We start from the raw sequence: 23221 nt of genomic DNA, 5'->3' as shown, positions 1-23221 counted from the left end.
TCGGTTCTTATTCTTTTCTGAATGTCTGCCCACTTATAAGGAGAAATGAATTAATGAATAATTTACCAAATTGCCCAAAATGTAACTCAGAATACGTTTATAAAGATGGTGTCCTCTTGGTTTGTCCAGAATGTGCCTATGAATGGGATCCTGCAGAAGTTGCAGCAGGAGAAGCTGGTCCAGTGGCTATTGATGCGAATGGAAACCAGTTGGCCGATGGGGATACAGTTACCTTAATCAAGGACTTGAAAGTCAAGGGTGCTCCTAAGGATCTCAAACAAGGAACGCGCGTGAAAAATATCCGCATCGTCGAAGGCGACCACAATATTGACTGTAAGATTGACGGATTTGGTGCTATGAAGCTCAAGTCAGAATTTGTCAAGAAAATCTGAGAAGCGCTATGAATAAAAAAGTAATTCTTGCTTATCGCCTTCTTCTTCTGGTTTTGGCCTTTGTAGGAGTCTATCTGGAAATTGCTAAACTTGGCGTGGGAATGCTAATGTACTACACGGTCTTGTCTAATCTTCTGGTTCTATTATTCACCGCCTATCTCATTTTTAGAATGTGGACGGACAATAACTGGGAGAGTTCCAAGCTGTTGCGCGTGAAGGGCGGCGTGACCATGTGTATCATGATTACCTGCGTGGTCTATCACCTGCTCCTAGCTCCGATTGCGACCGATTTTTATCGGCTGGAAAATTTCCTTTGCCATTATATTGTACCCCTCATGTTTTTCTTTGATACTCTTGTATTTGATAAGACTCGGCAGTATCGTTGGTTTGATCCCATTTCTTGGACAAGTGTTCCACTGATTTACATGATTTTTGCCCTGATTAACGGTTTTTTCTTGAAAATTGATATTCCAAATGCCAAGGATAAACCCTTTCCCTACTTTTTCCTGAATGTCTATAAGCGCGGTTGGCCTTATGTTATCAAGATGTGCTTGATTATCTTTGTGGCCTATCTGGTCTTTGGTTATATTTTTTACGGAATCAAATCTATCTCATTTTCAAAGAAGAAAGCTTAGATTCTTATAATAGGAATAGAAAACAGATGTTCTCTGTTTTTTATTTTGTTAAAATGGATTAGCAATTTCTCATGAAAAAAGTTTATTTTTTTCTTGAAATGGAATTGAAATTGTGGTATAGTTATAAACAATTAAATAGTCCTTTAATTCTATCCAGAGAGATAGGCAAGGAGCAAAGTAAAAATGATGGGTGGAGTGTGACAAGTGCGTCTTGTTTCAGCCTGTCTCTATTTTCTGAGGTCTCCTTGCAAAAGGAGGCTTTTTTAATGTTTTTAGGAGGTTTAGATGAAGACAAAGGAAGTTGTCGATGAGATCACTATGAATCGTGCCATCACGCGAATCACCTATGAAATCATCGAGCGCAACAAGGATTTAAGCCAAATTGTTTTGGCAGGCATTAAGACCAGAGGGGTTTTCATTGCCAAACGCATCCAACAACGACTGGCTCAGCTTGAGAAAATTGAGATTCCAGTTTGCGAAGTGGATACAAAGCCCTTCCGAGACGATATCAAGGTCAAGGAAGACACGACAGTGATTCCAGTTGACATTACTGATCGCGAAGTGATTATCGTTGACGATGTGCTCTATACAGGCCGGACTATCCGCGCAGCCATTGATAATCTTGTCAGCAATGGGCGGCCATCACGCGTCAGCCTCGCTGTTCTAGTGGACCGCGGGCACCGTGAGTTGCCGATTCGGGCAGACTATGTTGGCAAAAATATTCCAACGAGCCACCGAGAAGAGATTATTGTTGAAATGACTGAAAAAGATGGTCAGGACCGAGTTCTGATTGTAGAGGAGGAGACAAGATGAGTCAAGAAGTTAAATACGATGTCCATGATATGCCAAAACCTGGCTTACTCTTAGGGCTTTCATTCCAGCATTTATTCGCCATGTTTGGTGCAACGGTGTTGGTTCCGATTCTGGTGGGAATTGACCCAGCGGTAGCTCTATTTTCAAGTGGTTTGGGAACGCTGGCTCACTTGACAGTGACCAAGTACAAAATCCCTGCTTATATGGGTTCCAGCTTTGCTTATATCGCTGCCATGCAAATTCTAATGAAGACAGATGGGATTGCTGCGGTTGCACAAGGTGCTATCACGGGTGGTCTAGTCTACTTTATCGTGGCCCTTATCGTGAAATTCGCGGGGAACACCTGGATTGATAAGATTTTGCCACCGGTAGTGGTAGGGCCTATCATTATGGTGATTGGTCTGAGTCTAGCGGGTACAGCCGTTGGCGATGTCATGTATAAGACTGTTGGCGACCAAAAGGTCTACGACATTACCTACTTTACTATCGGGATGGTAACCCTTCTCTGCGTCATTCTCTTTAACATCTACGGTAAGAAAATCGTTGGTATTATTCCAGTTCTGCTGGGCTTGATTGTTGGCTATATCTTTGCCCTGATTGCCGGAGCAGTGACAGGTCAGGAGATTATCTCTTTTGCCAACGTGACAAAAGCTTCTTGGTTCCACGTTCCGCCGATGAATCTTCCGTTTATAGATTATGATTTTAAATTATATCCAAGTGCAATTCTAACAATGGCACCGATCGCCTTTGTAACTATGACAGAGCACTTTGGGCATGTAATGGTTCTGAATAGCTTGACAGGCAAGGATTTCTTTAAAGAGCCTGGTTTGGATAAGACTTTGGCTGGGGATGGTCTGGCTCAGGTTATCGCGGGTATCTTTGGTGCTCCGCCAGTGACTAGCTACGGTGAAAATATCGGGGTTATGGCGCTCAATAAAATCTACAGTGTTTATGTGATTGCTGGTGCTGCTGTACTGGCGATTATCATGAGTTTTGTTGGAAAAGTATCCGCCCTGCTCCAATCAATTCCAAGTCCAGTTTTGGGAGGCATTTCCATCGCCCTCTTCGGGGTAATTGCTTCCAGCGGTTTGAAAATTCTGATTGAAGCGCAAACCAATTTTGACAACAAAAAGAACCTGCTGATTGCTAGTGTCGTTCTAGTATCTGGTATCGGTGGTCTGACCCTGCAACTATCAGGTCTGCAAGTTTCAGGAGTTGCCTTGTCAACTGTTCTGGGAATTGCCCTCTACCTCATCCTGCCAGAACCTAAAAATTAGGCTGACGAGATTGCTACATTTGTCCAAAGTTTTTAATAAAAAAGGAGTATAACATCATGTCATCAAATCAAATCGCACTTAAAAATCTTGTATCTATGGAACACCTTACGAACGAAGAAGTAATGGCTTTGATCAAGCGCGGGATCGAATTTAAAAACGGCGCAAAGGTTCATTATGATGAGCAGCATATCGTTGCAAACCTCTTCTTTGAATCTTCAACTCGGACTCACAAGGCTTTTGAAGTAGCAGAATTAAAACTTGGATGCGACCTGCTTGACTTTGATGTCAAGACAAGCTCAGTCAACAAGGGAGAAACCTTGTATGACACGATTTTGACTATGTCAGCTCTCGGTGTAGATGTCTGTGTCATCCGTCACCCTGAGGTGGATTACTATAAAGAATTGATCGAAAGCCCAACAATTACAACTTCTATCGTAAATGGTGGTGATGGTTCTGGTCAGCACCCAAGCCAAAGTTTGCTTGACTTGATGACAATTTACCAAGAGTTCGGTCATTTCGATGGTTTGAAAGTAGCTATCGCTGGTGACCTTGATCACTCTCGTGTAGCCAAGTCTAATATGCAAATCTTGAAACGTCTTGGCGCTGAGCTCTTCTTTGCTGGTCCAGATGAGTGGAGAAGTGCGGAATTTGCTGACTATGGTAAGTTCGTAACGATTGACGAAGTGATTGACCAAGTGGATGTCATGATGTTCCTCCGCGTACAGCACGAACGCCATGACTACAACTCCATTTTCTCTAAGGAAAATTATCATAAACTCCATGGTTTGACGCAAGAGCGCTATGATCGTATGAAGGATAACGCTATCCTGATGCACCCAGCGCCTGTCAATCGCGATGTAGAAATTGCAGACCATTTGGTTGAAGCTCCAAAATCTCGGATTGTAGAACAAATGACAAATGGCGTCTTTGTCAGAATGGCTATCATTGAGGCTGTTCTCAAAGGACGAAATTAATCTCAAATGTAGCTTGGGAGTAGGATTGGACTCAATAAGAGTCTTCCTATTCCTTTTTTAAACTTAATCTTAAAGACTTATAAAAAAACAAATGTTAAAATCAAAAGAACTACTCGAAATTATGTTTTTTGAGTAGTTCTTTTGATTTATGCATTGCTGGATTTTACAAAGATTCTTGGGATGACTTTTTTGAGTTGTGGTATGAAGACCAGACTGACCCCAATAACGATGAGTCGGTCTGCATAGTCGGTTAGCGCTTGGACGATGATGGTGCTGGTGACCAAATCTAAGCCTAAACCGTGTAAACCTTGAACGATAATACTAGAGCCGCTTGGGGTAATTCCTTTGAAGACTATCACAGTGATCAGAGAGGCTAAAGCAGTAGCTGGTAGAGAGACTAGAACCGTTTTCCAGAGGAGGTTTAGTCTTGGTTTTGAATCAGCAGTGAAAAAGGCTGAGACAAGCAGAGCCAAAAGAATGGCTACTGGAGAGAAATAGATAGCAGAGATGTCCGTTGTAAAGGCGCTAATAAGAGCACTGGCAACCGCTGTTCCTACTCCCCAAATAGGTCCTAAAATGAGGCTGGCCAATATCGTTCCAAAAGTATCCAAATAAACAGGAAGTTTTAGAAAAAGTGCGATGTTGGCCCCGATATAGTTTAGAGCGATGCAGATAGCTGTAAATGTGATGGTAAATGGTGTTGTTTTTTTCATAATTTTATCCTAAATTTAAAGTTTCTAGATCTTGGCAGATAATTTCCTTTGAAGTGTTGAGTATCACGGAGAGAAAATCCTGAAAGAAGAGCTGGGTGTTTACTTGGGTCAGTATCTTAGCATTGGCTTCCTTACCATAAAAATGATAGGTATCAACTAGCGTTTGTCCCACAGCAATGCCTTCCGTTGCAAGATCGACGAAGGAGTCAAAGCCTTGGCAAAGGTCCTCATGCAGGACATGGGCAACGGCCAATGGATCGTTGATGACACAGCCGATGATATGTTCATACTCCCAATGAAAATCCCAGTAAAAACGAGTGATTTTTCCGACAAAGTCAGCGACTTCAGGATTGATAAAACGCATATATTCCAATAGATTAGGCGTCAAGACAATCTTTCGAGTGACATCTAGACCGACCATTTCAATCTTTTTCCCAAGTTTTTCATAGGTTTCTTGGGCTGCATGTGGATCGCACCAGTAGTTGTACTCAGCTACGGGCGAACAGTTGCCGTGCGATTTGTAATTGCCGCCCATGCTGACAAATCGGTCTAGATGTTGACCAAGTGTAGGATTTTTCCTAAGAGCCAAGGCAATATTGGTCAAAGGCCCCAGTGCAATGATGGAAGTATCACTATTTTTCTGGAAATAGTCAGCTAGAAAATCATAAGCTGCTTGTGGCTGGGCTTGGGTGGAACTATTTCTTGTTATCCTACTTTCCCCTAGTCCATCCATACCGTGGGTATCCTGGGCGGAGACAAAGTCACGAACCAAGGGCTTGTCGGCTCCTACATAAACTGGAATATCTAGCCGATTCAGCCTTTCTAGGATTTTAAAGGCATTTTCAAGACCAAGTTCTACTGGGACATTTCCAGCGACTATGGTCAAAGCCACGACCTCTAAGTCAGGGTGTTGCAGGGCATAGAGCAGGGCTAGGCTGTCGTCTATGCCAGGATCGCAGTCAATAATAACTTTTCTTTTCATAGGTCCTCCTTTTGAAAAATAAAATAAGGCTGAAACTTCCGTCTCAACCTCTCAGTTAGTTCTGCCAAAGTGGCAGGACACCAGAAAAAACTATGCGCAATTACATTACTTTAGAATATAAGGGTACTTAGTTTTTTATACTGGGAAGTTTGCGAACCAGTCCAAAACAAGTGTTTTGAGTTATGCATTTACTATCATAAAGAAAAATGTCCTAAAAGTCAATGGAAAGGGGGACAAGATTAGTCAGTCTTTTGACTTTATGATATAATAAGTAAGATAGAAGAAATGAGGAGAATACAATGGCAAAAATAGTACAAACAGATAAAGCACCAGCAGCAATCGGACCATATGTTCAAGGAAAAATCGTTGGCAACCTTTTATTTGCAAGTGGTCAGATTCCTTTGTCACCGGAGACAGGAGAAATTGTAGGTGCAACGATTGAAGAGCAAACTCAGCAAGTTTTAAAAAATGTAGGAGCTATTTTGGAAGCGGCTGGAACAGATTTTGACCATGTGGTCAAGGCGACCTGCTTCCTAAGCGACATCAATGATTTTGTGCCATTTAATGAGGTCTACAAAACGGCCTTTAAGAGCGATTTTCCAGCTCGTTCGGCAGTAGAAGTGGCTCGCTTGCCTCGTGATGTAAAAATCGAAATCGAAGTCATTGCTGAGATTGTAGAATAAATGATTGGGACCGGGAGAAGTTTCCCGTCCTTTTTTAGAAATAAAATGTTAAATGAAGGGAGAAAGAATGGCTGAACACAAGATTCAATTAGTGATTGTGACAGGAATGAGCGGTGCCGGAAAGACTGTCGCTATCCAGTCTTTTGAGGATTTGGGTTATTTTACCATTGATAATATGCCACCGACCTTAGTACCAAAGTTTTTGCAGCTGGTCGAAGGAACCACTGACAATGATAAACTGGCTCTGGTTGTTGATATGCGGAGTCGCTCCTTCTTTTTGGAGATTCAGGATATTCTGGATGAGCTGGAAAGAAGTACAGAAATTGATTTTAAAATTCTATTTTTGGATGCGGCTGATAAGGAATTGGTGGCTCGCTATAAGGAAACGCGACGTAGTCACCCTTTGGCAGCCGACGGGCGAATTTTAGATGGTATTAAATTGGAGCGCGAACTCTTAGCCCCTCTGAAGAACCTCAGTCAAAATGTTGTAGATACGACGGAACTGACACCACGGGAGCTCAGAAAGACCATCTCTGAACAATTTTCAAACCAGGCTGACCTGCACAGTTTCCGCATTGAGGTTATGAGTTTTGGTTTCAAATACGGTTTACCTCTGGATGCGGACTTGGTTTTTGATGTGCGTTTCCTGCCTAATCCCTACTATAAACCTGAACTGCGCAATCAAACAGGATTGGACAAGGATGTCTTTGACTATGTCATGAACCATGCAGAGTCAGAAGAATTTTACCAGAACCTGCTAGGCTTGATTGAGCCGATTTTGCCTGGCTATCAAAAGGAAGGAAAGTCTGTACTGACCATCGCAGTCGGCTGCACGGGCGGACAGCACCGTAGTGTGGCCTTTGCACAGCGCTTGGCTGACGATTTAGCAAAAAACTGGCCAGTTAATGCCAGTCATCGCGACAAAAATCGTCGGAAGGAAACGGTGAACCGCTCATGAGAAAACCAAGAATCACAGTCATCGGCGGCGGTACAGGAATTTCAGTTATTTTAAACAGCCTGCGGAAAAAGGATGTAGAGATCACAGCCATTGTCACAGTAGCAGATGATGGCGGCAGTTCTGGCGAGCTGCGGAAAAACATCCAGCAGCTGACGCCGCCAGGTGACCTGCGAAATGTCCTGGTGGCCATGTCTGATATGCCAAAGTTTTATGAGAAGGTCTTCCAGTATCGCTTTGCCAAAGGAGATGGTGTTCTAGCAGGTCATCCCTTGGGGAATCTGATTATTGCAGGCATTTCCGAAATGCAGGGTTCGACCTATAATGCCATGCAGCTTCTAACCAAGTTTTTCCATACAACAGGTAAAATCTACCCTTCAAGCGACACTCCGCTGACTCTGCATGCTGTGTTTACAGATGGAACGGAAGTTGTCGGTGAGAGCAATCTGGCTAGTAAGGCTGGTATGATTGAGCGGGTCTATGTGACCAATACCTATGATGATGAAAAGCCTGTTGCTAGTAGAAAGGTGGTTCAGAGTATTTTGGATAGCGATATGGTGGTGCTGGGACCGGGTTCTCTCTTTACCTCCATCTTGCCAAACCTCGTAATCGAAGAAATCGGCCAAGCTATTTTAGATACTAAGGCAGAAGTAGCCTATGTCTGCAACATTATGACCCAGCGCGGCGAAACAGAACACTTTTCAGATAGCGACCACGTTCAAGTATTGCATCGTCATCTGGGCAAAAAGTTTATTGATACTGTCTTGGTCAATATCGAACCAGTTCCGCGCGAGTATATGAATAGCAATAAATTTGATGAATATCTGGTTCAGGTTGAGCATAATTTTCGAGGGCTGCAAGAGCAAGTTCCGCGTGTCATTTCATCGAATTTCCTTCGTTTGGAAAATGGCGGAGCTTTTCATGATGGAGAGTTACTTGTTGATGAATTGATGCAGATTATACAGGTGCGCAAATGAGCTTTACAGTAAAAGTAAAAGAAGAGCTTTTAAGCTTATCTGTAAAAGACAAAAACGAGTTGGCTGCCATTATCAAGATGGCTGGTAGTTTGGGAATTTCTTCGACCGGCCTCACTTTATCCATTTCAACAGAAAATGCCAAGATTGCTCGCCATCTCTATGAGTTGTTGTTGGACCTTTATCAGGTCAAGTCAGAGATCCGTCACCATCAGAAGACTAATCTGCGCAAGAATCGCGTTTATACAGTATTCCTGGATCAGAAAGTAGATGAAACCTTATCTGACCTGCACTTGGCTGACTCCTTTTTTGGTATCGAGGCAGGGATTGACCAGGCCATTTTATCAGATGATGAAGCCAGTCGAGCCTACCTACGGGGGGCCTTTCTCTCAAATGGTAGCATGCGGGAGCCAGACTCAGGCAAATACCAGCTGGAAATTCTGTCCGTTTATCTGGATCATGCTGAGGATTTAGCTGCCTTGATGCGGCGTTTTCTGCTGGATGCCAAGACCATTGAGCGCAAGAAGGGAGCTGTCACCTATCTGCAGCGGGCTGAGGATATTATGGATTTTCTCATTGTCATTGGGGCTATGGAAGCCATGGCTGAGTTTGAGTCTCTTAAGCTCATGCGGGAAGCGCGCAACGACCTCAATCGCGCCAATAATGCGGAGACAGCGAACATCGCTCGCACGGTCACAGCCAGTATGAAAACCATCAACAATATTGCCAAAATCAGCGATAATATCGGTATTGAGAGTTTACCTGTGGACCTGCAGGAGGTTGCTCAACTTCGTATCCAGCATCCGGACTACTCCATCCAGCAGTTGGCTGATAGTCTGAGCCGGCCTCTAACTAAGAGCGGTGTCAATCATCGCTTGAGAAAAATCAATAAAATCGCAGATGAATTATAAAAGCTGCTGAGCTTAAGCTCGGCAGCTGTTTTTTATAGGCTTGTAGAATGTTTGGGTTGGACTTTTTGCTCAGGATAGATATGGTTAATGGCGTTGTTGACAGCAGTAGGTGCCTCACCTAGCCCAGTCGCAATCAGGTCAATCTTTCCCTCGTAGCTGCAGCAGTCACCAGCTGCATAGATACCTGGCACGGAAGTTTCTTGCTTGCTGTTGACAAAAATCTTGTGACGGTTGAGCTCCAGTCCCCAATCTTTGAGATTACCGACAGAGGATTTAAAACCGTAGTTGACAAAGAGATGATCCAGAGGCAGAAGCTGGCTTTCCTCTCCCTTGACTTGGCTGATTTCCAAGTGGGTAATCTTGCCATTTTCGCCGATTAATCGATGAGGTACAAAGGGTGTCTTAATTTCAACACTAGAAGCCTTGAGTTCTTCCACACTATGTTCTAAAGCCCGGAAGTTGTCCCGACGATGAACTAGACTGGTTTCTGCAATCTTTTCAAAAGCCAGCGCCCAGTCAACAGCCGAGTCGCCGCCGCCCAGAATGATGACCTTTTTACCAGCGAACTGGCTGATGTTTGAAACGTGATAGTGGAGGTTGCTGTAAGAATCAGCATCGTCTAGCTCCAAAGCTCTCGGTTTGAAAGCACCACCTCCCATGGCGATGATAATGGTTTTGGTCTGATGCTGGGCTTTAGAAGTCGTAATGGTGAAGCCATCATCAGATTTAACGATATCCAGAACCGTTTCACTGAGGCAAATGTCGGTCTGGAAAGTCTCCAGCTGCTCAATCAGACGCTGAGTCAACTCTTCGCCAGTCAAATTAGTAAAGCCCGGCACATCCAGAATCTTCTTCTCTGGATAGAGAATGGCTGGCTGACCGCCCAGCTGAGGCAGAGAATCAATGATTTTAACCTTGGCTTGGCGCAAATGAGCGTAAAATGCAGCGAATAAGCCAACTGGACCGCCGCCGACAATCGTAATATCATACAGTTCAGACATAATTTTCCTCAATCTTTTTAAAATAAACTAGCATTATTGTACCACAAAAAGAGGTTGAAATGTAATTAAATTTTTGTAGGGATTGTAAAAGCCCCATTAGGGGCTTAACATTAAATAGCAAATAAATCATTGAGGTTTTCAGCCAGGGTTGGGTGAGTGAAGATTTGCTTGCTCAAGTAGGTGTAAGGAATCTTATTATCCATGGCTACAGTCAGGATATTGATAATTTCTTGAGCTCCAGCTGAGAAGATAGTCGCTCCGACGATTTCCTTGGTCTCTGTGTTGACAACAGCCTTGAAGGCACCGCGTAAGTCAGCATTGACATGTCCGCGAGGCATAGCTGCGACTGGAATCTCCTTCACTGCAATCGGCAGTCCTTGCTCTTGTGCTTCCTTTTCGGTCAATCCGATTTGAGCCAAAGGCGGTGTGATGAACATGCTGGTAGGGACGTTTTTACGGTCTTCCAGTGTGTAGCTGCCGTCGCCAGCCAGATAGCTATAAAGGATACGGAAGTCATCCAGTGAGATATAAGTGAACTGCAAACCGCCATTGACATCGCCCGCTGCAAATACACCAGGTACAGATGTTTCCAAGTGCTTGTTGACCTTGATAGCTCCGCGCTCTGTCAACTCGATATCTGTATTTTCCAACTGCAGTGGCTCAACATTCGGCTTGCGGCCAGTAGCATATAGCAAGGCATCAAAGCGGAATTCGCCATCTTCCGTCACAACGACAACTTCAGCACCATCATTTTTAATCTGCTTGGTTTGCACATTTTGCAGGAGCTGGATTCCGTCTTCTTCCATGTATTGCTTAGCTAGAGCAGCGATAGAAGGTTCTACTCGAGGGAGAAAGACAGGTGCAGCATCCAGCACAGTCACTTGACTGCCCAATTTGTTGTAGAGCCCAGCAAACTCTAGGCCGATGTTACCACCACCCAGAACTCCCAAGCGTTTAGGAAGTTCTTTCAGATTTTGGATGCCAGTTGAGTCATAGACATGTTCGGTTTCAGTCAGTCCTGGAATTGGCAAGACATTGGAAACAGCACCGGTATTGATGACAATAGTCTCAGCAGTCAGTTCCTCTTTCTCATCGCCAGCTGTGATTTCGATGACCTTATTTGAAAGGAAATGAGCTTCCGCATCAATGATGTCAACACCAGCGCCACTGATTGCTGCATAGTTCTTCCCGTTGAGACGGCTGGTTACAGCATTCTTTTCAGCCATGACTTGGTCGAAAGCTAGGCCTTTTTCAGCTGCGACCAGCAGAGTCTTGGTTGGGATGCAGGCGATATTGATACAGGTACCCCCATACATAGCCTTGCTTCGCTCAATCAAAGCAACTTTTTTTCCTTGGGCCGCCATTTTGGCTGCCAATGTTTTACCGGCCTTACCAAAGCCGATGACAATTAAATCATAGGTTAACATAATTTTACCTCCATTTTTCAAAAAGATTGTATCACATCTAATCAGAAAATGCTCATTTCTGCTACGCCTATTTTAAAAATGTACTTTAAGACGTCTTTATACACTTTGTCCATTTTATTAGAACCAGATTCTAGCGCTTTTTCTTGCTCTATGTTATACTTTTTTTCGTCATAAATTTCTATAAGGAGAAGAAAAAATGTCTATTTTTACACTGATTTTGGCGAGTTTGGTTGTCTTGGAATTTTTCTATATTATGTACTTAGAGACTATCGCAACGACTTCTGCAGCGACAGCACGGGTCTTTGGTATGTCACAAGAGGAGTTGGAGCAGAAGTCGGTCAATACTCTTTTCAAAAACCAAGGAGTTTACAACGGATTGATAGCTGTTTTGGTCTTGATTGCGGCCTTTGTGCAGCCTAGTCCGGTTTGGCTGGGAATTTTTATGGCTTATATCATCTTGGTAGCAGCTTACGGTGCAGTGACCAGTGACCCAAAAATCCTGTTCAAGCAGGGTGGTTTGGCAATGTTGACGTTGCTGAGTTTATTTTTCTAAAAAGGAGTCTGGGACAAAAGTCCTAGCCTCTCAATTGTCTTTGGATTGTCGAGCAAGACGCAGTGGTTGAGTGGGCTCTACTACGCTGATTTCATCAGCTTTTACAGCCCTACTCAACTGTGCGGAGGTGGGACGACGAAATCGAATTCTAATGAATTACCGATTTCTGTTCCACTCTCTTTTTTTAAATAATGATTGACTTTTTTATTAGACATGTGTAGAATAAAATTAGAAGAAGACTTTAGAAAGGATGGAAATATAATGAATCATTCAATTAAACGTTTACCAGATGGTGAATTTGCTATCTTAAAGATTATTTGGCACCTGCCAAATCCAACGACCTCTGCCCAAATTATGGAAAAGCTGGGTGAAGATAACCATTGGAAGCCTCAGACCTTGTTGACAGTCTTAGCTCGTTTGACGGAAAAGGGCTTTTTAGAAAGTGTTCGCAAGGGGCGTGAAAGGCAGTACACGGCCTTAATTTCGGAAGATGAGTACCTAGAGGTAGAAACGTCAGACTTTTTGAAGCGCTACAGCGGTCATTCCATGGGAGGTTTTGTCAAGACTCTCTTTTCGTCCAATTCTTTTTCAGAAAATGAACTGGATGAGCTACGCAATTTGCTGAATCAGAAAGAGTAACATGAGGTAGTACCCATGAAACAGTTCCTTTTGTCTTTCCTCCTTAACAAGTTTCTCAACCTCGATTTTGGTCCTGCTTTTGAGCCTGCTCTTTGCAGCTCTTAAGACCAAAATTTCAGTCAAGGTCAAGTATCTTATCTGGTTTTTAATTTTACTGAGTTTTCTGTTCCCATTCCGTCCCCAGTTCGGTTCTGGCTTTATTCGGCTGAGTACTGGGTCGACTGTTCAGACAGCCGTTAGGGCTACCCAGACAAGTGGAGAGCAAGCTGTTTCTCAAGTAGCTGAAAAAGCTAGCCAGGCCAATCTCTGGGAGGATTTTCCAGGGCTGCCTTGGTTTGAAATTTTCTTTGCCATTTGGCTGCTTGGTTGTGCATTTAACCTAGGTAAGTATGCCTATTCTTATATCCGTTTCAAAAAGATGTTGCAACGTTGGGGGACAGAAGTTGAGGACGAAGAGACTTTGTTCCAGTTGCATTTGATCAAAGAAAAGATGGGATTTAGTTCGGTTAGTCAAACAAGACGTTATGTACAAATTCAGATTCCTGCTGAATTAGACTATGAAGTTCTTTTTGAAGCAATCTTTGAAACAGCCTGCAAAAGCTTTGAGTTGACCACGGTCCAGTCAGTTGACAATAAGTTTATCAAGTTGGACTATGTGGTTGATTTGAAACCAGATGTAAGCGACCAGCGCCTCATTCAACGCTTCTTACGCTATGAGAAGATTAAGAATATTTTCTTCTCGAAAGAAGCCAAAAAACGAAAAACCTTGTAAGGTAAAAGACAGTCGTTTTGAATGACTTGCATCCCAAAAGTTATCTTTTGGGATGCAAGTGTTTTGTTGATCAATATAGCTGTAATCTCTCTAAAATGCTATAATGTAGTTATCCAGAAGTGGAGGATTGAAGAGTGCTTCATATAATAATCATCATTTCTATCATACTTTTATTACTCATGTTTCATTCTTTGATTCAGCAATCAAAGAATCCTTCGGGCTTTCTAGGAAAACGAATGATGAAATTGTGGAATCGAGCCTATATCCCCATGTTTGTATGGGCAATTCGTCATCTGGATAGGACATTTTACCCTGTAATCTTAGATGTAGGAGTTGGGAACGGCCGTTCAACCATCCTACTGAAAGAAACCTTTCCGCAAAGTACTATAACTGGAATCGATATTTCAGACATTGCAATAGCTCAAGCCAAACAGATAGGGATGGTCAATCTAAATTTTGAACGAAGAGACGTTAGGGAGACAGGATTTTCTGATGAAAGTTTTGATTTGATTACAGCTTTTCAAACGCATTTTCATTGGCAAGACCTAGATGCTTCTTTTATAGAGCTTCGAAGGATACTCAAATCAGATGGGATGCTCTTACTGGCTTGTGAATATAACAAGTTGTCTTACTTTTTACCAGAGGTCCAAAGCGAAGAAGCATTTAGACGATTTTTGTTATCAGTAGGCTTTGAGCTCGTAATTAGTCAAAGAAAGGGATCGTGGATCCTTTATAAAATTGTCAAACATTAATGGAGGCACAATCATGAAACAATTATTTTTATGTTCATACTTTGCTGGAGTCAAAAAGCTTTTTAGAGATTATGCAAAGGAAAAGAATCTAGAAAAAAAGGTTTTATTTATTCCTACCGCTGGGAACAAAGAGGACTATACTGCCTATATCGATGAGGCTCAGCAAACATTCAGAGATTTAGGCTTTGAGATAGAGATTCTGGATATTGCTTCTTGTGATCGAGAAACCGCGCAGGCAAAGATTTTCCAAAGTAAGATTATTTATGTCTCAGGCGGAAATACATTTTATTTATTGCAAGAATTAAATAAAAAGCAACTCCTACCTTTTATCAAAGAACAAATACGAGATGGGTTGGTTTATATAGGAGAATCAGCAGGGGCTATTATTACAGCCAAGGATATTGACTACAATAAACTCATGGACGACAAGACGGTAGCGACAGAGTTATTTGATACAGCAGGATTGGGTGAAGTGAATTTTTATATCCTTCCACATTATGGTGAGGAGCCTTTTACTGATAGTAGTCAGAAGACCTTTGAAATGTATAAAAATCAGCTCAGTTTAATGCTAATGAATAATTCCCAAGCCGTAATTGTAAATGGTGAAGAAAGAGAAGTCGTTTCTGAACAGACTTAAAATAAATTTCTTTTTGCTATTATTATTATGATGTTCATTCTAACAATTTGTTGCTTTTAAAAAAGAAAGTGAAGATAATATAAGTTTATGGCAGTTTTTTCCTTGACATTTATCAATTTTGCGTGTAGAATAGAATAGATCTTGGACTTGAAGGGAGTGAAAAAAATGTCAAAAACAGTAGTACGTAAGAATGAATCTCTTGACGATGCTCTTCGTCGTTTCAAACGTGCGGTTACTAAAGCTGGTACTCTTCAAGAAACACGCAAACGTGAATTCTATGAAAAACCTTCTGTAAAACGCAAACGTAAATCAGAAGCAGCTCGTAAACGTAAAAAATTCTAATCAATAGAATGAGGAAGCAGCCGATTCGGCTGTTTTTTTCTTTTGAATGGGAAGCGTATAATAAAACAGAGAGTGGGACAGAAATCGGTAATTCGTTAGAATTCGATTTCGTCGTCCCACCTCCGCACAGTTGAGTAGGGCTGTAAAAGCTGATGCAATCAGCGTAATAGAGTCCACTCAACCACTGCGTCTTGCTCGACAATCCAAATACAATTGAGAGGCTAGGACTTTTGTCCCAGCCTCTGTTTGGATATTAGTTTTGTTTTTCAAGCAGGCTCTTGATTTCTTGCAGAACTTCAAGTTCTGTTGGTCCAGCTGGTGCTTTTTCAGCAGCTTCTTCGTTCTTTTTAGCAAGGCTTTGTGCTTTTTCAGCAGACTTCACGATGAAGAAGAGAACAGTACCGATTACTAAGAAGTTGATCACGGCGCTCAAGAAGTTACCATAAGCAATTCCGTTCCATTTCAATTCAGCGATTTGCTTCAAGTTTGCAGCTTTCAAAATTGGATTGAGGAAGAGGGGAGTGATAACGTCAGTAATCAATGAATTGACGATTGCTCCGAAAGCATTCGCAATGATAACCCCGACTGCCAAGTCAATCACGTTACCGCGTAGCAAAAATTCTTTAAGATCCTTTAGCATTTTCTTTTCCTTTCAAAAAATAATTTAATATTTGGGATTATATTATAGCTTAAAGTAGCAATTATTTCAAGTCATTTGCCTATCAAATGTTTTACATTTGCGTCAAATTATTATAAAATATAGAGTGATATTCTGTGATGAATTGGAGGTATTGTCTATTGGATAAAGAAATGATTTCTGAAATAAAAAATAGTGTCAATATCGTCGATGTCATAGGAGAAACGGTAGCCTTGACCAAGGCTGGGAGAAATTTTCTGGGACTTTGTCCCTTTCATGGCGAAAAGACGCCCTCTTTCAATGTTGTAGAGGACAAGCAGTTTTATCACTGTTTTGGCTGTGGCAAGTCGGGGGATGTTTTCAAGTTTATTGAGGACTACCGAGGCGTATCCTTCATGGATGCTGTGCAGATTGTCGCAGACAGAGCGGGCATTTCCTTAGGTATGGAGAGAGCTAGCGCAGATCGACGGAGACAGTCTCATCCGCATCAGGCGCTCTATGATATTCATACAGAGGCAGCTAAGTTTTACCATGCAGTTCTGATGACGACCAAGATAGGAGAAGAAGCACGCGCTTATCTCTATAAGCGTGGGCTGACGGATGAAGTCATTAAGCATTTTCAAATCGGCCTGGCTCCTAATGAAGGCAACTATCTTCATAAGAGTATGGCTGGTAAGTTTGATGAGTCCACTATCATGAACTCGGGTCTTTTTAATCTGGCAGAGAATAATCTGGTATATGATGCTTTTCAGAACCGGATTATGTTTCCCTTGACCAACGACAAGGGTCAGGTTGTCGCCTTTTCTGGTCGGATTTGGCAAGATTTGGAGGCTGGTTCACAGACTGCCAAGTATAAGAATAGTCGCAGCACCCCTATTTTTAATAAAAGCTATGAGCTTTATCATCTGGATAAGGCCAAGCCGGTTATCAAGAAGAGCCATGAAGTCTATCTGATGGAAGGCTTTATGGACGTGATCGCGGCTTATCGGGCTGGAGTTGAAAATGCAGTCGCATCTATGGGAACAGCTCTGACGCCTGAGCATGTCCAGCATCTGCGTAAGTATTGCAAGAAAATAATTCTGACTTATGATGGAGATAGGGCTGGTCAGGCTGCGACAGCCAAAGCTTTAGAGGAGCTACGGGATATGTCGGTAGAGATTGTCTCCTTTCCTGACAATATGGATCCAGACGAATTTATTGCTAAAAATTCTGCCGAGGAATTGCGACAATTTCTGACTAAAACGCGAATTAGTGATGTAGAGTTCCTTTTACGCTATCTCAAACCGGATAATATTGAAAATTTGCAGGCTCAGATTGAATTTGTGGAGCGAATGGCGCCAATTATTGCTCAGACGCAGTCTATTACAGCTCAGAATTCCTATATTTATATGTTGGCTGAGTTGCTGCCGGATTTTGATTACCAGCAGGTAGAGAACACGGTTAATAATAGCCGTTTGGCTGAGCGAAGTAGTCGAAGCGGACAGCAGTCAGAATCTCTAAGAAGCCCTGTACTGGTAGATCTTCCGCTGTCTAAACAGCTATCACGGCTGATAAAGGCAGAAATCCATATCCTCTATCGTATGGTACACAATCAGCTGGTTTTAAATAGCTATCGGCTTCGCACAGATTTTGCCTTTGATACGGCGGAACTGCAGGAGTTATACGAGCTTTTACTGGCCAATGGTGAAGTGACTTCGCAGGATTTATCTAGCTTACCGGAAAGGGTCCAGCAACTTTGGTATCGGATGTTGGAGGAAGATTTGCCAGAGGAGATGGAAGACGGAGAGTTAGCAGAAGTTGAGCTGACCAGGGAACGCGAATTGCTTCGTAAGAATAATCAGCTGATTAGCAAAAAGATTCGAGAAGCTTTGCATACTGGAGATGAGAATGCCGCTATATTAGAGGTGGAGCGCTTAATCGCACAAAAAAGAAGAATGGAGTAGGTATGGCTACAAAACAAAAAGAAGTAACAACATTAGATGTTCAAATTGCAGAATTTATCCGCAATCATAAGCAGACAGGTGTAGCGACAGACGATGAAATCAATGACCAGCTGGTCATTCCTTTCACTTTGGACGCTGATGGGATTGAGGATTTGCTGCAACGCATTCAGGATGCAGGCATCTCGATTACAGATAAAGAAGGAAATCCCAGCGCGCGTGTCTTGAATACTGAAGAGGAAGAAGCGGAGCTGACGGATGAAGAGCTCTTAGGCAGCAATTCAGCCAAGGTCAATGACCCAGTCCGCATGTACCTGAAAGAAATCGGGGTTGTGCCCCTTCTCAGTAATGAAGAAGAGCAGGAGCTGGCTATCTTGGTAGAACAGGGAGACTTGGAAGCCAAGCAGCGTCTGGCTGAGGCTAATCTTCGTTTGGTTGTTTCCATTGCTAAGCGCTATGTCGGCCGTGGGATGCAGTTCCTTGACTTGATACAAGAAGGAAACATGGGGCTGATGAAGGCCGTTGATAAGTTTGACTATACCAAAGGATTTAAGTTTTCAACTTATGCGACTTGGTGGATTCGTCAGGCTATTACCCGTGCGATTGCTGACCAAGCTCGGACTATTCGGATTCCAGTTCACATGGTGGAAACCATTAACAAGCTTGTCCGTGAGCAACGCAATCTCTTGCAGGAATTAGGCCAAGATCCAACTCCAGAGCAAATCGCTGAGCGGATGGATATGACACCAGATAAGGTTCGTGAGATTCTCAAGATTGCTCAGGAGCCAGTTTCTTTGGAAACACCTATCGGTGAGGAAGATGACAGCCATCTGGGAGACTTTATCGAGGACGAAGTGATTGAAAATCCAGTTGACTACACGACTCGTGTCGTTCTTCGTGAACAGCTGGATGAGGTCTTGGATACGCTGACAGACCGCGAGGAAAATGTCCTGCGTCTGCGCTTTGGTCTGGATGATGGGAAAATGCGGACACTGGAAGATGTCGGCAAGGTCTTCAATGTCACCCGTGAGCGGATTCGCCAGATTGAAGCCAAAGCCCTGCGTAAACTCCGCCATCCAAGCCGTAGCAAACCACTCAGAGACTTTATCGAAGATTAAGAAATGAAGAGCGGCGAGGAGCAGAAATCTTTCAGCAGGAAGCGTCAAGGCGGAAAACCTAGCTGAAAACAAAAGCGCCTCAAGTTAACTTGAACTTTTGCCATATCTATAAGGAGGATATGCATGTCAGAAAAAAAATACAGCCCTGAAGAAGTTGAAAAGATTAAAACGCGTATTTTAGAGAGCTTGGAGCAGGTCATCGACCCAGAGCTGGGGATTGATATTGTCAATCTAGGCTTGATCTATGAAATCCGTTTTGACGAGACCAATGGAGAAACGGAAATCGATATGACCCTGACAACCATGGGATGCCCTCTGGCGGATCTTCTGACTGACCAGATCTATGATGCCATGTCAGATGTTCCAGAGGTTACCAAGACAGATGTCAAATTGGTTTGGTATCCCGCTTGGACAGTGGAAAAGATGAGTCGTTATGCTCGAATCGCTTTGGGGATTAAATAGCGACATCATACTGGAAGAAAAGCAGTTGTCTATAAAGAAAAGCACTTGAAATGGAACATCAAGTGCTTTTTAAATGCAATTTTAGATAGCTTACCAGCTAGTTAGTGAAATTTCCCCACTGTTGAGCCAGATACTTTGTCCCTTATCCAACTGGACTAGAAGTTGGCCACTGTCCGAGATATCGCTAGCAATTCCCTTATAGGTTTGATTATTTTGCTGGAAGCACACTTGGCGACCGAGGACTAGAGAGTGCTTTTTGTAAAGATAGAGCAAGTCTTGGGGATCGCTTTCGTAGAAACATCTCCATATCTCAGCAATCAGCTCATTTCTGCTGACAGGAGCCTTCTCAGTAAAGAGTGAGCCTGCCTTATCTTGCAATTCTTTTGGGAAAACATGAACGCAAAAATTAAACCCGACCCCGATAATAATATCTGTGACTAAGCCTGTCTCGACGGAAGTAATAGCCTCGGTTAAAATACCTGCGATTTTTTTATCCTTGTAGTAAATATCGTTGACCCACTTGATATCTATGTCTATGAGGGTTAGATTTTTTACAGCCTGATAGATGGCTCCAGCTGTCAGGAGAGTATAAGCAGGGATTTGATCAAAAGACAGGTTGGGCTTGAGATGGAGGGACATATAAAAGCCTCCCTGTTTTGGAGAGAAAAAGTCTCTGCCGAAGCGACCGCGACCAGCGGATTGAGCAGCAGCTAGATAGAGGGTATTTGCTTCGCCACCCGCTTCCAGACCTGCTTTGGCATCTATCTGAGTAGATTGGCAATTGGGGTTGAAGGAAACCTTGATAGGTGCCTTTTTTTCAATGATTTCTGGGATTAGTAAATCCCCCGCCTTGAGCTTATAGCCCCGGTTTTTAACGGAATCAATTTGGATTCCTTCTTTTTCCAAGCGCTGAATGGCCTTCCAAATGGAAGTCCTGGAAATGCCCAATTTCTGGGCCAGACTTTCTCCGTTGACATAATCGTCAGCCTGGCTGAGAATGGTAAATAATTGTTCGTAGGTTTTCATAAGTTCTTTTTTTATTATATACTGCTTTCTCGAATGGTCAGCTTGGTGGAAAGTTTGACCATATAGGGAATGGAATCCTCTTCGGATGTTAAACTTTGATTCAGAATGTGCAGAGCCTGCTTGCCCATTTCTTCTGTAAAAACGGTGACCGTACTGAGACTGGGATAGATGTATTTAGCAATAGAGGTATCATTAAATGAAATGATGCTGACATCTTGGGGAACCTGGATTCCGTGTTCTTGCAGAGCCCTTAAGGCACCGATAGCCAAAGCATCGCTAGAGATGAAGAAGGCGGGAGGCAGCTGGTCTTTGTGTTCATTGATAATCTCTGTCATTATCTGATAGCCTGATTCCGAAGAAAAGCTGCCTACTCTAACCAAGTTAGCTTGAAAGATTCCTTTTTCAGACAGATATTGCTGAAAGCTGGCTAGGCGAGGGTCGCTGATGAAGCTAGCTTGGTCAGAAGTTCTTTCTTGGCCAGCAATCATGCCAATCTGGTCAAAACCAGCGTTCATGAAGTGCTCAAGAACCTTCTGTACAGCATTCTCAAAATCAACCGTCACACAGCTGTGGCCTGCATTAAGCGTATCACTGTCGACAAAAACTAGGTGGTTGCTGTACTGCTCCAGCTGCTGAATTTGAACTGGGCTAAATTTGCCGATAGCAATTAAGCCATTAATATCTTTCAGTTGCTCAAGAGAGTCATTTTGAAACACTCTGAGAATCTCATAGCCCAATTCTTGGGCTTTTTTTTCAATGCCCAAGCGAATAGAGTAGTAGTAGAGGTCATCGAGCTCTTCATGCTCAGTGTACCATTCAATGAGCCCGATACGGTAGGCCTGAGTCTTGCTTGGCTTAGTCTTTCTTGATTTTTTATAGTTCAGCTGCTCAGCGATGTCAAAAATCTTTTTACGAGTGCCATCACTGACCGACATGGCTGGGTCGTAGTTGAGTACGCGGGAGACCGTAGCGGGAGAGACCCCGGCAGCCTGGGCAATATCTTTAATCGTAGCCATTTTTTTCTCCTATTGTCTTATATGGGCTATTATACCTCAAAAACAAGTAAATAACAAAGAGGAATTTAGTAAATATTGCCCAATTGTCTTATTAAGTAAAAATTTACTAAATTAATTGAAGTTTTACTCAAAAACAGGTATAATTAAGAAAACGATTACAAAATCAAAAACCAATTTTAAAGGAGTTTAATTTATGCCAAATGTCATTTCAGCGGAGCAAGTCCGCGCAGATTTTGCCAAGATTTTTGGAGTAGAAGCAGACCATACCTTCTTTTCACCTGGTCGGATCAATCTGATTGGCGAGCATACGGACTACAACGGCGGTCATGTCTTTCCTGCAGCCATTTCTCTTGGAACTTATGGAGCGGCTCGCAAGCGGGACGACCAGCTCTTGCGATTCTTCTCAGGGAATTTTGAAGAAAAAGGGATTATTGAAGTACCGCTGGAAAACCTGCACTTTGAGCCTGAGCATAACTGGACCAACTATCCGAAAGGAGTCCTTCATTTTCTGCAGGAGGCAGGCCATAAGATTGACAAAGGAATGGATATCTATGTTTATGGAAATATTCCAAATGGTTCTGGCTTGTCATCTTCCGCATCACTAGAGCTTTTGACGGGTGTCATTGCTGAGAAACTCTTTGATTTGCAGTTGGAACGTCTGGATCTAGTGAAAATCGGTAAATTAACCGAGAATGAATTTATCGGGGTTAATTCTGGCATCATGGACCAGTTTGCTATCGGAATGGGAACTGACCAGCGGGCTATTTACTTAGATACCAATACTCTTGAGTATGATTTGGTTCCGCTTGATCTCAAGGACAACGTCGTAGTGATAATGAATACCAACAAGCGTCGTGAATTAGCGGATTCTAAGTACAATGAGCGTCGGGCGGAGTGCGAAAAAGCTGTTGAAGAACTTAACCGCAAGCTGTCTATCGCTACCTTGGGTGAGTTGGATGAGTGGGCCTTTGATGAGTATAGCTATCTAATAGAGGACGAAAATCGCCTCAAACGGGCTCGCCATGCTGTTTTAGAAAATCAACGTACTTTGCAAGCGCGGGCAGCTCTGCAGGCAGGCGATCTTGCCAAGTTTGGCCGTCTCATGAATGCGTCTCATGTTTCTTTAGAACATGATTATGAAGTGACTGGTCTAGAGCTGGACACCTTGGTCCACACGGCCTGGGAGCAAGAAGGTGTTCTGGGGGCTCGTATGACTGGAGCAGGCTTCGGTGGTTGCGCCATTGCTTTAGTTGCTAAGGATGCGGTGGAACCCTTCAAAGAAAATGTAGATCGCAAGTATCAAGAGGTTGTCGGCTATGCCCCTAGCTTTTACATTGCAGAAGTAGCTGGCGGAAGCCGAGTGCTGGACTAAATAACAAAAAAGAACTTGAGTCTGGGACAAAAGTCCTAGCCTCTCAATTGTTTTTGGATTGTCGAGCAAGACGCAGTGGTTGAGTGGGCTCTACTACGCTGATTTCATCAGCTTTTACAGCCCTACTCAACTGTGCGGAGGTGGGACGACGAAATCGAATTCTAACGAATTACCGATTTCTGTCCCACTCTCTTTACTAACAAGAGAAAGGAAGATCT

27 protein-coding genes and 1 riboswitch are annotated in these 23221 nt (G+C 43.0%); of the genes, 20 read left to right on the top strand and 7 right to left on the bottom strand.

Going from position 1 to position 23221, the window contains the following annotated elements:
- The first annotated feature begins 53 nt into the window (after positions 1-53).
- The 6 genes from D8791_RS05805 (at position 54) to D8791_RS05785 (ending at position 4091) form a co-directional block, all read left to right on the top strand.
- Positions 54-392: a zinc ribbon domain-containing protein YjdM gene (locus tag D8791_RS05805; RefSeq protein ID WP_125446618.1), complete on the top strand. Its 339-nt coding sequence runs from the start codon at positions 54-56 to the stop codon at positions 390-392.
- An 8-nt stretch (positions 393-400) separates the two neighbouring features.
- Positions 401-1027, top strand: coding sequence for a Pr6Pr family membrane protein (locus D8791_RS05800; protein ID WP_125446616.1), 627 nt, complete (start codon positions 401-403; stop codon positions 1025-1027).
- 71 nt (positions 1028-1098) lie between these two features.
- On the top strand, positions 1099-1338 hold the full coding sequence (locus tag D8791_RS10300; protein WP_185760563.1) for a hypothetical protein: 240 nt from the start codon (positions 1099-1101) through the stop codon (positions 1336-1338).
- Complete coding sequence (gene pyrR, locus D8791_RS05795; protein WP_125446615.1) at positions 1313-1840, top strand: bifunctional pyr operon transcriptional regulator/uracil phosphoribosyltransferase PyrR; 528 nt, start codon at positions 1313-1315, stop codon at positions 1838-1840. Before D8791_RS10300 ends, pyrR begins: the two co-directional genes overlap by 26 nt.
- Positions 1837-3117 carry a uracil-xanthine permease family protein gene (locus D8791_RS05790; RefSeq protein WP_125446614.1) on the top strand — a complete coding sequence of 427 codons (1281 nt, stop codon included), beginning with the start codon at positions 1837-1839 and terminating at the stop codon, positions 3115-3117. Before pyrR ends, D8791_RS05790 begins: the two co-directional genes overlap by 4 nt.
- 56 nt (positions 3118-3173) lie before the next feature.
- Positions 3174-4091 (top strand): aspartate carbamoyltransferase catalytic subunit, encoded by a 918-nt coding sequence (locus D8791_RS05785; RefSeq protein ID WP_125372879.1) that lies wholly within the window; start codon positions 3174-3176, stop codon positions 4089-4091.
- A gap of 146 nt (positions 4092-4237) precedes the next feature.
- Here the strand turns inward: D8791_RS05785 and D8791_RS05780 are convergent, their stop codons facing one another.
- Both D8791_RS05780 and D8791_RS05775 read right to left on the bottom strand, forming a co-directional pair.
- Entirely contained in the window at positions 4238-4804 is a 567-nt protein-coding gene (locus tag D8791_RS05780) for a LytS/YhcK type 5TM receptor domain-containing protein (RefSeq protein ID WP_125446613.1), read from the bottom strand.
- Positions 4805-4808: 4 nt separating this feature from the next.
- Positions 4809-5786 (bottom strand): nucleoside hydrolase, encoded by a 978-nt coding sequence (locus D8791_RS05775; RefSeq protein WP_125446612.1) that lies wholly within the window; start codon positions 5784-5786, stop codon positions 4809-4811.
- Positions 5787-5907: 121 nt separating this feature from the next.
- Positions 5908-5952: riboswitch (PreQ1 riboswitch) on the bottom strand.
- A 133-nt stretch (positions 5953-6085) separates the two neighbouring features.
- Between D8791_RS05775 and D8791_RS05770 the strand changes: the two genes are divergently transcribed.
- The 4 genes from D8791_RS05770 (at position 6086) to whiA (ending at position 9309) form a co-directional block, all read left to right on the top strand.
- A complete protein-coding gene (locus D8791_RS05770) occupies positions 6086-6469 on the top strand; it encodes a RidA family protein (protein WP_125446611.1) in 384 nt (127 codons plus the stop codon).
- Positions 6470-6536: 67 nt separating this feature from the next.
- The gene (gene rapZ, locus D8791_RS05765) at positions 6537-7427 is read left to right on the top strand and encodes an RNase adapter RapZ (RefSeq protein ID WP_125446610.1); all 891 of its coding nucleotides are present in this window, start codon (positions 6537-6539) and stop codon (positions 7425-7427) included.
- Positions 7424-8401, top strand: a complete 978-nt coding sequence (locus D8791_RS05760) for a YvcK family protein (RefSeq protein WP_048792125.1) — start codon at positions 7424-7426, stop codon at positions 8399-8401. The genes rapZ and D8791_RS05760 overlap by 4 nt, the downstream gene beginning before the upstream one ends.
- The gene (whiA, locus tag D8791_RS05755; protein WP_125446609.1) at positions 8398-9309 is read left to right on the top strand and encodes a DNA-binding protein WhiA; all 912 of its coding nucleotides are present in this window, start codon (positions 8398-8400) and stop codon (positions 9307-9309) included. Before D8791_RS05760 ends, whiA begins: the two co-directional genes overlap by 4 nt.
- Positions 9310-9341: 32 nt before the next feature.
- Here whiA and D8791_RS05750 read toward each other — a convergent pair whose 3' ends face one another.
- A complete protein-coding gene (locus D8791_RS05750) occupies positions 9342-10310 on the bottom strand; it encodes an NAD(P)/FAD-dependent oxidoreductase (protein ID WP_125446608.1) in 969 nt (322 codons plus the stop codon).
- 110 nt (positions 10311-10420) lie between these two features.
- Positions 10421-11737 carry an FAD-containing oxidoreductase gene (locus D8791_RS05745; RefSeq protein ID WP_049547883.1) on the bottom strand — a complete coding sequence of 439 codons (1317 nt, stop codon included), beginning with the start codon at positions 11735-11737 and terminating at the stop codon, positions 10421-10423.
- Positions 11738-11933: 196 nt separating this feature from the next.
- On the opposite strand from D8791_RS05745, the gene D8791_RS05740 reads away from it, so the two are divergent.
- From D8791_RS05740 to rpsU, 6 genes are all read left to right on the top strand, one after another.
- Positions 11934-12290 carry a DUF1304 domain-containing protein gene (locus D8791_RS05740; protein ID WP_125446607.1) on the top strand — a complete coding sequence of 119 codons (357 nt, stop codon included), beginning with the start codon at positions 11934-11936 and terminating at the stop codon, positions 12288-12290.
- Between the two features lie 261 nt (positions 12291-12551).
- Entirely contained in the window at positions 12552-12929 is a 378-nt protein-coding gene (locus D8791_RS05730; protein ID WP_125446606.1) for a BlaI/MecI/CopY family transcriptional regulator, read from the top strand.
- Between the two features lie 67 nt (positions 12930-12996).
- Positions 12997-13701, top strand: a complete 705-nt coding sequence (locus tag D8791_RS05725) for a M56 family metallopeptidase (RefSeq protein WP_260473508.1) — start codon at positions 12997-12999, stop codon at positions 13699-13701.
- A gap of 179 nt (positions 13702-13880) precedes the next feature.
- Positions 13881-14453 carry a class I SAM-dependent methyltransferase gene (locus D8791_RS05720; protein ID WP_263285487.1) on the top strand — a complete coding sequence of 191 codons (573 nt, stop codon included), beginning with the start codon at positions 13881-13883 and terminating at the stop codon, positions 14451-14453.
- 13 nt (positions 14454-14466) lie between these two features.
- Positions 14467-15090 carry a Type 1 glutamine amidotransferase-like domain-containing protein gene (locus D8791_RS05715; RefSeq protein WP_125446603.1) on the top strand — a complete coding sequence of 208 codons (624 nt, stop codon included), beginning with the start codon at positions 14467-14469 and terminating at the stop codon, positions 15088-15090.
- Positions 15091-15255: 165 nt separating this feature from the next.
- Positions 15256-15432, top strand: a complete 177-nt coding sequence (rpsU, locus tag D8791_RS05710) for a 30S ribosomal protein S21 (protein WP_000048054.1) — start codon at positions 15256-15258, stop codon at positions 15430-15432.
- A 253-nt stretch (positions 15433-15685) separates the two neighbouring features.
- On the opposite strand, the gene mscL is transcribed toward rpsU, so the two are convergent.
- Positions 15686-16072: a large conductance mechanosensitive channel protein MscL gene (gene mscL, locus D8791_RS05700; protein ID WP_125446602.1), complete on the bottom strand. Its 387-nt coding sequence runs from the start codon at positions 16070-16072 to the stop codon at positions 15686-15688.
- A gap of 137 nt (positions 16073-16209) precedes the next feature.
- Between mscL and dnaG the strand changes: the two genes are divergently transcribed.
- The 3 genes from dnaG to D8791_RS05685 all read left to right on the top strand — a co-directional run bounded on the left by dnaG (position 16210) and on the right by D8791_RS05685 (position 19589).
- Positions 16210-18012, top strand: coding sequence for a DNA primase (dnaG, locus tag D8791_RS05695; protein WP_263285477.1), 1803 nt, complete (start codon positions 16210-16212; stop codon positions 18010-18012).
- A 2-nt stretch (positions 18013-18014) separates the two neighbouring features.
- Entirely contained in the window at positions 18015-19127 is a 1113-nt protein-coding gene (gene rpoD / locus D8791_RS05690; RefSeq protein WP_002895944.1) for an RNA polymerase sigma factor RpoD, read from the top strand.
- A 123-nt stretch (positions 19128-19250) separates the two neighbouring features.
- Positions 19251-19589, top strand: coding sequence for a metal-sulfur cluster assembly factor (locus tag D8791_RS05685; RefSeq protein ID WP_125371420.1), 339 nt, complete (start codon positions 19251-19253; stop codon positions 19587-19589).
- 90 nt (positions 19590-19679) lie between these two features.
- Here the strand turns inward: D8791_RS05685 and birA are convergent, their stop codons facing one another.
- Positions 19680-20615 (bottom strand): bifunctional biotin--[acetyl-CoA-carboxylase] ligase/biotin operon repressor BirA, encoded by a 936-nt coding sequence (birA, locus tag D8791_RS05680; protein WP_125446600.1) that lies wholly within the window; start codon positions 20613-20615, stop codon positions 19680-19682.
- Between the two features lie 14 nt (positions 20616-20629).
- Positions 20630-21631 carry a LacI family DNA-binding transcriptional regulator gene (locus tag D8791_RS05675; RefSeq protein ID WP_125446599.1) on the bottom strand — a complete coding sequence of 334 codons (1002 nt, stop codon included), beginning with the start codon at positions 21629-21631 and terminating at the stop codon, positions 20630-20632.
- 193 nt (positions 21632-21824) lie between these two features.
- Here D8791_RS05675 and D8791_RS05670 point away from each other — a divergent pair, with 193 nt between their 5' ends.
- The gene (locus tag D8791_RS05670; RefSeq protein ID WP_125446598.1) at positions 21825-23003 is read left to right on the top strand and encodes a galactokinase; all 1179 of its coding nucleotides are present in this window, start codon (positions 21825-21827) and stop codon (positions 23001-23003) included.
- The last annotated feature ends 218 nt before the right edge of the window (positions 23004-23221 follow it).

It is taken from the genome of Streptococcus cristatus (genome assembly GCF_003943515.1).
GTDB lineage: Bacteria > Bacillota > Bacilli > Lactobacillales > Streptococcaceae > Streptococcus > Streptococcus cristatus_D.
Note: the sequence above shows the minus strand (reverse complement) of the source record. Positions and strands in the feature narration are given on the sequence as shown.